General features: G+C 63.6%; 10 protein-coding genes. All 10 read left to right on the top strand.

Going from position 1 to position 11,563, the window contains the following annotated elements:
• Positions 1–111 precede the first annotated feature (111 nt).
• The 10 genes from AC4PTT_RS05745 to flgK all read left to right on the top strand — a co-directional run bounded on the left by AC4PTT_RS05745 (position 112) and on the right by flgK (position 11,560).
• Complete coding sequence (locus AC4PTT_RS05745) at positions 112–981, top strand: flagellin N-terminal helical domain-containing protein (protein ID WP_113152879.1); 870 nt, start codon at positions 112–114, stop codon at positions 979–981.
• A gap of 119 nt (positions 982–1,100) precedes the next feature.
• A complete protein-coding gene (gene fliF, locus AC4PTT_RS05740) occupies positions 1,101–2,741 on the top strand; it encodes a flagellar basal-body MS-ring/collar protein FliF (RefSeq protein ID WP_113152880.1) in 1,641 nt (546 codons plus the stop codon).
• Positions 2,741–3,397 carry a FliH/SctL family protein gene (locus tag AC4PTT_RS05735; protein WP_206544148.1) on the top strand — a complete coding sequence of 219 codons (657 nt, stop codon included), beginning with the start codon at positions 2,741–2,743 and terminating at the stop codon, positions 3,395–3,397. The genes fliF and AC4PTT_RS05735 overlap by 1 nt, the downstream gene beginning before the upstream one ends.
• Positions 3,394–4,728, top strand: a complete 1,335-nt coding sequence (locus AC4PTT_RS05730; RefSeq protein ID WP_492162269.1) for a MotB family protein — start codon at positions 3,394–3,396, stop codon at positions 4,726–4,728. Before AC4PTT_RS05735 ends, AC4PTT_RS05730 begins: the two co-directional genes overlap by 4 nt.
• Positions 4,725–6,068: a chemotaxis protein gene (locus AC4PTT_RS05725; RefSeq protein ID WP_492162268.1), complete on the top strand. Its 1,344-nt coding sequence runs from the start codon at positions 4,725–4,727 to the stop codon at positions 6,066–6,068. The genes AC4PTT_RS05730 and AC4PTT_RS05725 overlap by 4 nt, the downstream gene beginning before the upstream one ends.
• Positions 6,065–7,366: a flagellar hook-length control protein FliK gene (gene fliK / locus AC4PTT_RS05720; RefSeq protein WP_492162267.1), complete on the top strand. Its 1,302-nt coding sequence runs from the start codon at positions 6,065–6,067 to the stop codon at positions 7,364–7,366. The genes AC4PTT_RS05725 and fliK overlap by 4 nt, the downstream gene beginning before the upstream one ends.
• A complete protein-coding gene (locus tag AC4PTT_RS05715; RefSeq protein WP_113152885.1) occupies positions 7,338–7,892 on the top strand; it encodes a transglycosylase SLT domain-containing protein in 555 nt (184 codons plus the stop codon). Before fliK ends, AC4PTT_RS05715 begins: the two co-directional genes overlap by 29 nt.
• A gap of 139 nt (positions 7,893–8,031) precedes the next feature.
• Complete coding sequence (locus AC4PTT_RS05710) at positions 8,032–8,706, top strand: response regulator transcription factor (RefSeq protein WP_113152886.1); 675 nt, start codon at positions 8,032–8,034, stop codon at positions 8,704–8,706.
• A 99-nt stretch (positions 8,707–8,805) separates the two neighbouring features.
• A complete protein-coding gene (locus tag AC4PTT_RS05705; RefSeq protein ID WP_206544152.1) occupies positions 8,806–10,062 on the top strand; it encodes a flagellar hook protein FlgE in 1,257 nt (418 codons plus the stop codon).
• 37 nt (positions 10,063–10,099) lie between these two features.
• Positions 10,100–11,560 (top strand): flagellar hook-associated protein FlgK, encoded by a 1,461-nt coding sequence (gene flgK, locus AC4PTT_RS05700; RefSeq protein WP_475082550.1) that lies wholly within the window; start codon positions 10,100–10,102, stop codon positions 11,558–11,560.
• Positions 11,561–11,563: the final 3 nt, after the last annotated feature.

Genomic DNA, 11,563 nt, shown 5'->3' with positions numbered 1-11,563 from the left:
CAGTTAACCTGCGTTAACAGCCTGTTAACCATGTGTGCCTACCTATTGTTAACCATACCCGGCGTCATCGCATGGCGCTGATCGGGGGCGGCTGAACAAAGGGGTGATCACGTGGCCAGCATCATGACCAACACATCTGCAATGGTTGCATTGCAGAGCCTGAAAATGACCAACAAGTCCATGGACGTGGTTCAGGGCCGCATCTCCACCGGTTATCGCGTCGCCGAGGCAAGCGACAACGCCGCCTACTGGTCGATTGCAACGACCATGCGCTCCGACAACAAGGCGTTATCCGCCGTGCAGGACGCACTCGGTCTGGGCGCGGGCAAGGTCGACACCTCTTACACCGCCATGAACAACGTGCTGGAAGCCGTCGACGCCATCAAGTCGAAGCTGGTCACCGCACGCGGCGCAAGCGCCGAGAACCAGGGCAAGATCCAGGCTGAAATCAGCATCCTGCTTGACCACATCAAGAGCGCCGCCACGGGCGCAAGCTATGCCGGCACCAACATTCTGGCGACCGACGACACCGGCGACATGGAAGTGGTTTCCGCCTACAACCGCTCCTCCGCAGGCGCTGTCACCGTTGGCACCATCAAGATCGACATCGGCAGCGTCAAGCTGTTCGCTGCCGGCGGTCTGCCCGGCGGTCTGGCTGACGACATCATGGTGATCGATATCGTCGCCAACGGCACGGACGCCGACATTGACGGTTACCTGACCGATATCGAAACCGCCCTGTCGGGAATGTCCAATGCCGCAGCCGATCTCGGCGCGGCGAAGACCCGTCTCGACCTGCAGAAAGACTTCGTCTCCAACCTGATGGATTCCATCGAGCGCGGTGTCGGACAGCTTGTCGATGCCGACATGAACGAGGAATCCACGCGCCTGCAGGCCCTTCAGGTTCAGCAGCAACTCGGCATTCAGGCCCTGTCGATCGCCAACCAGAACGCCCAGAGCATTCTCGCGCTGTTCAAGTAAGACACCGCACCGCACATCCCGGTATTCTTTCCAATGGGGCCGCGAAACGGCCCCATTTCATTTTCGCACAAGCTTCGGCGTCTACTCTCCCATCAGAATTCGTATGGGAGCATTGGGCGTTGCCTGAGCAGATTCAGACCGTTGTCGCTAACCTGAAAAGCCTCGGCCCCCGCCGGCTCGCCCTTCTGGGCGGCATGCTGGCGCTGGTCATGGCCGTCGTTGTCGCGGGCGCGGCCTATCTCAACAAACCCGCCTACGAAACGCTCTATGTCGGGCTCGACCGGTCCGACGTGAACCAGATCGGTCTGGTGCTTGGCGAAGCCGGTATCGGCTTCGACGTGGTCTCGGACGGAACCGCTGTTCTGGTTCCCGCCGGCAAGACCGCGCAGGCGCGCATGCTCCTCGCCGAAAAAGGCCTGCCGAGCAGCACCAATGCCGGTTACGAACTTTTTGACAATGTCGGCTCGCTTGGCCTGACCACCTTCATGCAGCAGGTCACGCGGGTGCGGGCCCTTGAAGGCGAAATCGCCCGCACCATCCAGTCCCTGACCGGCATCAAGGCCGCCCGCGTCCACATCGTCATGCAGGAGCGCGGCACGTTCCGCACCGAAGAACGCCAGCCCTCCGCATCCGTCGTCATCCGCGCCTCCAGCCTCGACGCCACCAACGCCGCCTCCTCGATCCGCTATCTGGTGGCCGCTGCCGTGCCGGGGCTCGACGCGGAAAAGGTAACCATTCTCGATTCCACCGGCACGCTGCTCGCTTCCGGCGACGATCTGTCAAACAGCACCGCACAGCGCTCTATCGGCGTTGAACGCACCGTGGAAAACCAGATCGAACAGAACATCCGCCGCGCACTCTCTCCGTATCTCGGACCGGACAATTTCCGCGCCAGCGTGAAGGCCGACGTCAACACGGACGCGCGCCAGATCGAAGAAGTCATCTTCGATCCCGATTCCCGCGTCGAGCGCTCGGTTCAGGTGGTGCGCTCCAGCGACAGCGCCAACCGCGAAACAGCAATCCAGCCCACCTCCGTCGCCCAGAACCTGCCCGAAGACGAGGCCGCCGCAAGTGCCGGACCGAAATCGTCCGAGGAGAGCGAGCGCCGCGAGGAAACCACCAATTACGAGCTGAACACCAAGCGCATCGCCACCACCAGCAACGGCTACAGCGTCGACAAGATGTCCATCGCCGTCGTGGTCAATCAGGCGCGCATCATGGACATTCTCGGGCCGAACGCGACCCCTGACCAGATCAATGCGCGCATCGCCGACATCCAGAAAGTCGTCGCTTCGGCCACCGGCTTCAACGAAACGCGCGGCGACGTGATCAACGTTTCCTCCGTCGAGTTCATCGATGGTCTGGATGGCGTACCGGTCGCCGAACCCGGCATCATCGACGCCGTCGGCCAGCACACCGGCACGCTCATCAATGCAGCCGCCTTCATTCTGGTCGCCTTCCTCGTCACCTGGTTCGGCCTGAAGCCGCTCGGCGCAAACCTGATGCGCCCGGCAATCGCGCAGGGGCCTGCCGATGAAGAGATGCAGCGTTCGCTGCCCAACCCGGAAGAAGAGCAGGCCCGCCTCACCGATGGCGGCTACTCCGAGACCGAGTTCGAGGAAGACGACACATATGGCACCCATCGCCTGAAAATCCGTCCCGCACCGCAGGAGCGTCTGGCCCGCATGGTCGACCTCAATGAGGAGCGCACCGCGCACATCCTGCGCAAGTGGGCGCGCGTTGAGGCGGAGGCGAGCTGATGCCCCCCGCCCTCTCGCTGTTCGACGTTCTGCCGGATTTCGGCGCGCCAACGCCGCCGCCCTCTCCCGGCAACCATGCGGCGGATCACGGTTTCAACCCGCTCTCCCAGCCGGACGAGCAGCCGGTGGCAGCGGCAGAGCCCGTCCGCCCGCTCCAGACCCAGACGGACGAACTCATCGCGGCCGCACAGATTGCACTGGCGGAGCGTCTTTCGCGTGAACATGCCGAGGCCATGGAGCAGGAGCGCCAGCGCCATGCCGACGAGATGGACGCACTGCGCGCCCAGCTTGGCGAGGCCGCCGGCCAGACCATCACCCAGCACTTCACCGTTCTGGAGAATCAGGTGGTCGAGCTCGCCACGCAGGCAACCGCGCGCATGCTTGGTTCGGTTCTCACCGAGGATCTGCAAAAACGCTCGATCGCCGAGCTGGAGCGCGTCGTGCGCAGCGCCATCGATGATCGTGAGGCCCTGCGCATTCGCGTCAGCGGCTCGCCAGCCCTCTGGGAGGCGCTGAAAGCCGGGCTCGGCGAAAAGGCCAGCCACGTGGATTTCGCCGAAGCGCCGGGCTTCGACATAAGCGTCACAATCGATGAAGAGCTGTTTGAAACGCGGCTCACCGAGTGGTCGGAAACACTGGCAGGATTGATCTCATGAGTTTGGCCGAGAACGAGGATCGGGCATCCGAGATCATTATCGTTCGCCGTGGCGGCGGCGGCGAGGACGAGGGCCATCATGGCGGTGCATGGAAGATCGCTTTTGCGGATTTCATGACCGCCATGATGTGCTTCTTCCTGGTCATGTGGCTCATCAACGCTACGGATGACGATACCAAGACCGCGCTTGCCAGCTATTTCAATCCCGTCAAGCTGATCGACCAGAGCACCAACAGCAAGGGTCTGGAAAGTCTGGACGGCGATCCGGCTGATCCCGCACCGGAGGATGTCGAGGTCGATGCGCCCGGCGCCCCCTCGCAGGATCACGACCAGACCTCCGGCCCGATGAGCTTTGAAAGCGCCGTCGGCACCTCCGACACGCGCGAACTCTCCGACGAAAACCTTTTCTCCGATCCCTATGCCGTTCTGGCCGAGATCGCGTCGAACACCGACACCATGCAGAACGTGTCGACCAAGGGCGAAGGCGGCGCGCAGAATGCTGGCCCGTCATCGGGCGCGTCGGGTGGTGAATCCTACCGCGACCCGTTTGCGCCCGATTTCTGGTCGCAGCAGGTTGCCCGCCCCGGCATCGGCGTTCAGGGCGATCCCGACGATGTGCGCGAAAACGCAGCCGGCAGCGATGTCGATCTTCCCACCAACGGCAAGAATGCGCCTCCAACCGTCGCCCGCGAAGCGCCGAAGGAGGGCGACGGCAACGCCATCGCCCTGACGGCCGTTCCAGACGTCCAGCCCCTCAAGCCGGAAGAAAAGGCAGAGGCCGAACCGGTCGAGGCCGTGCCGCCCGTCGCGCAACAGGCAGACGCGACCGCAGAGGCTGAAACCGCTGCCCCTGAGGAAACGCCAGGCGAGCGCAGCCAGAAGCTCGCCGACCAGATCCGCGAGCAGCTTGCACAGCAGTTTGCCGGCAGCCCTCTGGAAGGCTCCATCTCGGTCGTCGCCACCGATGAAGGTGTGCTCGTCTCCATCACCGACGATCTGGAAAACGGCATGTTCCCGGTCGGCTCCGCCGTGCCGCAACGCGATCTCGTGCTCGCCATGGACAAGATCGGCCAGACCCTCTCCGATCAGTCGGGCAATGTCAGCGTGCGCGGCCACACGGATGGGCGTCCCTTCCGCAGCGAGACCTACGACAACTGGCGTCTTTCCAGCGCCCGCGCGCAGGCAGCCTATTACATGCTGGTTCGCGGCGGTCTCGACGAGCAGCGCATCGAACAGGTCGCCGGCTTTGCCGACCGCAAGCTGAAAGTGCCCGAAGACCCCTATGCGGCCGCCAATCGCCGCATCGAAATCCTGCTGGAAGTGCCGCAATGAGAGTGATTGCGAAACTGGCCGCTGTCCTGGTGGCGGGCATGTTTCTCGACAACAGCGCCCAGGCAGCGGCCATGCAGCCCTATCAGATGGTGCGTTCGCTCCAGCGCGTGCAGGACCGCATCGCCGATGGCGATCACGCAGCACTCCCCATGCAGCAGAAGCTTCTGGGCATCATCGACGGCCGCATGAGAAACGCCACGCCTGAAGATTTCGAAGACGAGCGAAACCTCCAGGCGCTGCTTATCTACGGTCTGAGCGGCGGCAATCCGAAGACGCTCGAACTGCTTTTCTCCAGGCTCACGCTTGAGGGCAAGAAGGCCGAACTCGGTCAGGCCATCGTGCACTACGCGCTTGGCGATTATGCCTCGGCCCGCGCCACATTGCAGACGCTCGATCCAAAAACGCTGCCGCCGGAAGTCGGTCCGTCGGTCGCGCTTGTCAGCGCAACGGTCACGGCGCGGGACAATCCCCTGTTCGCCGTGAAGATGCTGGATCAGGCGAGGCTGTTAAGCCCCGGCACGCTCATCGAGGAAGCTGCCCTGCGCCGCAGCATCCCGCTTGCCGCAGCGCTCAACGATACCGAACGCCTCTCGCGCGCATCCGAACAATATGTCCGGCGCTATCTGCGTTCGCCCTACGCGACCCAGTTCGTCGACACTTTCGTGGCCGCCGTTGTGGAGCTGCACGACACGGTGGACCCGACCATGGTCGATGAAGTCACCGCACAGATGTCCGACGAGCAGGCGCGCATCGTCTATCTGCGTCTTGCCCGCAAGAGCGCCATCGAGGGCTACGACCGGCTTCTCTCCTTCGCCGCCATGAAGGCCATGTCCTATAGCCAGACGACTGAGGGTGAGAGCGATCCGCGCGCCGTTCTCTATGCCAACATGGCGTCGGTCACCTCCGACAATGTGGACGAGGTGCTCGCCGCTCTGAACGGTCTGGACGCAGAACGCCTCTCGGCCCCCGACCGTGAATTGCTGGACGCAGCCAAAACCATCGCCAAGGCGGTTCTCGATGAGCCCCGCCACACCTCGGCCGTGTCCGAAGAGCCGACACCCACGCCAGCACCTGCCGCCGTGCCCGTCGTCACACCTGCCGCGGCGCCCGTCGCCGTACAACCGGGGCCGCAGAACGACCCGCTTCTGCCGGATATCATTCCCGATGCAGATCTGATCCCGGACCTCGTGGAGACGGAAACGGAGAGCGCGCCGCAGGAGCCTGTGGAGGCCGCATTCCCGGGCGACCCGATCAACGAAGCCGCCGACGCTTACATGCTGGAAATGCGCAGCAAGCTCGATGACATCGACGCGCTGCTTGAGAAGGAAACCGGTCAATGAACGCTGCCATCAGTCGCGGACTGCCCGCTGCCGCACAGGCACTCGATTCAGCACCGAACAAGCGCGCCAATGGCGCTGCTGACGAAGCCGGGTTTGAAGAAGCCCTGCAGGAAAGCGCGGCCAAGAAAACCAAATCAGCGCCCGGTGAGGAAACGCAGGGCGAAGACAGCGCATGGCGTCCCATCCGCTGGACCCTGCCCCACCAGATGGACACGCAGGAAACCGAGACTGCAGAGGGCGACGCCAGTGCGGCCGACCCTGCCCTTACTGACCCTGCCCTTCCGGCCAATCCGGCTCAGGCGACCGAAACGCCTGCCGCGCCGCCGGCAGCCGCCACACCAGCCAAAGCAGACCATGCCGCCATCCCGGCGAATGCCGATACAGAAACCACCGGGGAGCAGGCGAACGCCGCCGGCAAAAGCGGAACGACCCCGGCGCAGCCCGAACTGCCCGCAAATGCCGCAGCAGCAGCACAGACTGCAGGCGCTTCGCAGGCAGGCGCTTCGCAGCCCGCGCCACAGGCAGGCGACCGTGCGCGCGAGCGCTACGCTCCTGCATCCGCGTTAAACCAGCCCGCCCGCGCCCTGCCGGAAGCGGCCAGCGCAACCGCAAAGGCCCATGCAGCACTTGGCGAAAAGGCCGTTTCCCGGACGCCGGAAGAACAGCCGGTCCAGACCGGCAGAGGCGAAAACCAGACGCGCGGCGGCGGCGAGACGCTGTTGCGTGATGGCCCGCAGCAACAGCAACAGCAGCAGCCCCAGCCCGAAATCCGCGTTGTCTCGATCCAGCGCGCGCCTGCACCGGCAGCGAGCAGCGAACAGGCCGCAGCCACCCAGCGCGCCGCAGCCGGCGAAGCCGCACATCTGCAAACCACGCAGCAGGGTGAAGCCGGCCGCATGGTCCAGACCCTGAAGATCCAGCTTCAGCCGGCAGAGCTTGGCCTTGTCACGGCGCGCCTGCGCATTGTCGCCGATCAGCTGACCGTCGACCTGCAGGTGGAGAACGCGGAAGCCCGCCATCGCCTCAGCACCGATAGCGAGAGCATCGTCAAGGCGCTGCGCTCGCTCGGCTATGACATCGACCGCGTGACCGTCCAGCAATCCGCACCCGGAGGCCAGAGCAACACTGCCACCGGCGGCAACACGCGCGATGGCAGTTTCCAGTCGATGAACGGTCAAAACGATGGCGACCTTTCGCGCGGAGGCAATGGCGAACGCTCCTCACGCGAACAATCGGGCCGTGAGGGACGGCAGACGCAGGATGGCGGCGATGCGGCGAATAACGGCCTTTATATTTAGCCTCGCAGCTCTCACCGCAGGCGCTCAGGCCGCGACCAATGCCTGCGAAAGCGAAATCCTGCGCGCCGCCGAACGCTACCATGTTCCGCCTGGCATTCTTTACGCCGTCGGCCTCACCGAGACCGGCGTGAAGGGCAGCCTCCAGCCCCACGCACTCAACATTGAAGGCAAGGCCGTGTTCGCCCGCAGCACCAGTGAGGCGATCCGCACCTTCGAGAAGGCGCGCAGGGAAGGCAGAAAGCTGATCGATCTGGGCTGCATGCAGATCAACCACCACTACCATGGCGATCAATTCAGGAATCTGAACGCCATGCTCGACCCCCGCCAGAATGTCGATTACGCCGCCCGTTTTCTGGTTCAGCTGAAGAAGCGTCACGGTTCCTGGTCAATGGCGGTGGCCCGCTATCATGCCGGGCCGAATAACGATCCGGCACAGAAACGCTATGTCTGCCGCGTCATCACAAACATGGTCGCGACCGGCTTCGGAGCGTGGACGCCAGAGGCACGCAGTTTCTGCAACCCATAATTGAATCTACTGAACAGCGATACCGGAAGCCGGACCGCTCGCAGGACTCCCCATTATTGACTCCTGAGAATTCATAGTTGTGCGCGATTCGCCCGACCAGTTACCACTTGACACATTAGTTGATTCGGAGGGCGGGCCGGTGATTGTGGTGATAGACGAGCGTGAGCTGGTGACGGAAGGTTACCACTCACTTTTCAATCGAGAAGGGGTGGCGAGCGCGGGTTTCGCGCCGCAGGAATTCGGCGAATGGGTCGAAACCGTTGCAGATGATGAGTTGAAGGCCGTCAGCGCTTTTCTTCTCGGTCAGTGCGACGAAGGCGACATCCGCGCCCAGCGCATCCGCGAACGTTCGGCAGCACCGCTGATCGCGCTCAGCGAGCGCAATTCGCTTGATGACACGCTGCGCATGTTCGAATGGGGCGTCGATGATGTCGTGCGCAAGCCCGTTCACATCCGCGAAATCCTGGCGCGCATCACGGCCATTCGCCGCCGCGCCCAGCAGGATACGGCAACCTTCACCGAAATCGGCGCCATGCGGATCTATTTCGACGGGCGCGACCCGGAAGTGTCCGGCGAGCCTCTTCCCCTGCCGCGCCGTGAGCGTCGCATTCTGGAATATCTGGCCGGCAACCCGACGCGCCGCGTGACCAAGACCCAGATATTCAACGCCATCTACGGCATTTTCGACGAAGACGTCGAAGAGAACGTCGTGGAAAGCCACATCAGCAAGCTGCGCAAGAAACTGCGCCAGAAGCTCGGCTTCGATCCCATCGATTCCAAGCGCTATCTCGGCTACAGGCTGGCGGACGGTTAATCCGCCAGTTTTCTTCCTCAAAACGCGCCACCACCAGTTTCACGCAAGTCACATCCCCTACCGTGATTGCAATCGGCGTAGACTACGAGGAGACTTCCGATGGGCCTTTACGGCATGATGCGTACCGGCGTTTCCGGCATGGCGGCACAATCCAACCGGTTGTCCACCGTTGCCGACAACATCGCCAATTCCAGCACCAATGGGTACAAGCGCGCGAAGGCTGAATTCTCCTCGCTCGTCCTGCCATCGTCCGGCGGGTCCTACAATTCGGGCGGCGTCACCACGTCGATCCGCTACGAGATTTCCAAGTCCGGTCCACTTCAGTACACGACGTCGGGCACCGACCTCGCCATTGAGGGCGGCGGCTTCTTCGTCGTTCAGGGCACCAACGGACAGCCCTTCCTGACCCGCGCCGGCTCCTTCGTTCCAAATGCCCAGGGCGAACTGGTCAACGCCGCCGGTTACAAGCTGATGGGCTACAGCTACGCCAACGGCACGCCCGCAGTCACCGCAAACGGCTATGCCGGCCTTGAAGCAGTCACCATCGCCCAGTCGGAACTCGTCGCAACGCCCTCGCGCAACGGCAAGCTCGCAGCCAACCTGCCGGCAAGCTCGACTGCGGTTGCTGCAGCCGACCTCCCCTCCGCCAACGCCGCGACGGCGCAGTACACCCACAAGAGCTCGCTGGTCGCCTATGACAATCTCGGCGGCAAGCAGCTGCTCGACGTCTACATGACCAAGACCGGCCCCGACACCTGGGAGATGACGGTCTACGACCGGGCGGATGCAGCGCCCAACACGTCGTTCCCCTACGCCAATCCGCCGCTTGCAACGACAACGCTCACCTTCGATCCGACAAACGGCAAGCTGGCCGGCGGCAGCCCGACAGACATTTCGCTGACGGTGCCCGGCGGCGATGCGTTGACCATCGACCTGTCCGACATGACCCAGCTCGACACCGGTTTCTCGGTGACCGGCGAAGTCGACGGCAGCGCGCCTTACGCCATCGACAGCGTGGAGATCGCCGAGGACGGCACCATCTTCGCGCAGTATGCCGACGGCTCCATGCGCGCTCTCTACCGCATCCCGCTCGCCAATGTGCAGAGCCCCGACCAGCTCAACGTGATCACCGGCAACGTGTTCTCCGAAAGCGCGGATTCGGGCGGCGTACAGCTCGGCTTCTCCGGTTCGGGCAATCTCGGCAAGGTCGTCGCCGGCGCGGTCGAAAGCTCCAATGTCGACATCGCCCAGGAGCTTACCGACATGATCGAGGCGCAGCGCAACTACACCGCCAACTCCAAGTCGTTCCAGACCGGCTCGGAGCTGATGGAACTGCTGGTCAACCTGAAGCGATAAGCGTCGATTTCTGGAACGGGGAAGTGGAAGAATATAAATGTCACTGACATCCGCACTTAGCATCGCACAGACCGCGCTCTTCAACACCTCGCGCCGGACTTCCGTCGTCTCACGCAACGTTTCAGAAGCCAGCAACCCCGATTACGCACATCGCAGCGCGCTGTTGACCAGCATGGTCCCCGGCGCGCGCATCGCCCAGATCCGGCGGGCAGCCGACGAGGTCCTGTTCCGGCAGAACCTCTTTGCCATCTCCGCATGGCAGGGGCAGAAAGCCATGTCCGGCGGGCTCGACACGATGCGCCTGACGGTCAATGGCGTCGACGACGCCAATGCGCCGGCCACCGCCATCAGCAAATTGCAGGAGGCGATGCAGCTCTACGCGGCAACGCCTTCCAACGCCACGCTCGCCGAAAGCGCGGTACAGGCCGCGCATCAGGTCGTGCGCTCGCTCAATGACGGCGCCAATGGCGTCCAGACATTCCGCGCCGACGCCGACCGCGACATCGTCACCGCGGTCGACGACCTCAATTACCTTCTGGGCGAGTTCGAAACGGTCAACACCGAGATCGTCAACGGCACCCGCGCGGGCCGCGACATCTCCGACGCGCTGGACCGCCGCGACGCGCTCCTGAAGAAAATCTCCGAATATGTGGCGATTTCCACCACCACGCGTTCGGCCAACGACATGGTCATCGTCACCGCAGACGGCGCGACGATGTTCGAGACGGTCCCGCGTCCCGTCACCTTCACACCGAACACGGCCTATGGCCCCGGCACGACCGGCAATGCGGTCTATGTGGACGGTGTTCCGCTGGTGCCGGGCAGCGGCGGCAACACCGACGCCAAGGGCTCAATCGCGGCAGCCCTGCAGCTGCGCGACCAGACCGCCCTTCAGATGCAGCGCCAGCTCGACGAAGTCGCGCGCGGCCTCATCACCGCCTTCGCCGAAACCGATCCGAGCGGCATACAGCCGGACATGGCCGGTCTCTTCAACTGGGCAGGCGGCCCCGGCATTCCGCCGGCTGGCACACTGATCGACGGCCTGGCGGGCGCAATCCGCGTCAATGCCGCCTTCGACAAGAATGCCGGCGGCGACCCGTCGCTCCTGCGCGACGGCGGCGCGAATGGCGCGGTCTATCTGCACAACACCACGGGTGCTGCATCCTATTCGGATCTGCTCCTCAGCTATTCCCAGCGGCTTGACGAGCCGATGACCTTCGACCCGCTGGCCGGGCTCGATACGACCCGCAGCGTCACGGCCTTCTCGTTCGATTCCGTGAGCTGGCTGGAAGCCACCCGCAAGCAGGCGGCGAGCGGAGCTGAAGGCAAACAGGCGCTCGCCGTGCGCTCGGCGACGGCCTTATCCAATGCAACCGGCGTCAATGTCGACAACGAGATGGCGCTGCTGCTGGACCTGGAAAACGCCTATGAAGCGTCCGCGCGTCTCATCTCGGTGATCGACGAAATGCTCAAAACCCTGATGCAGGCCACCCGGTAGAGA

Source organism: Nitratireductor sp. WH36-1 (assembly GCF_058725515.1).
Note: the sequence above shows the minus strand (reverse complement) of the source record. Positions and strands in the feature narration are given on the sequence as shown.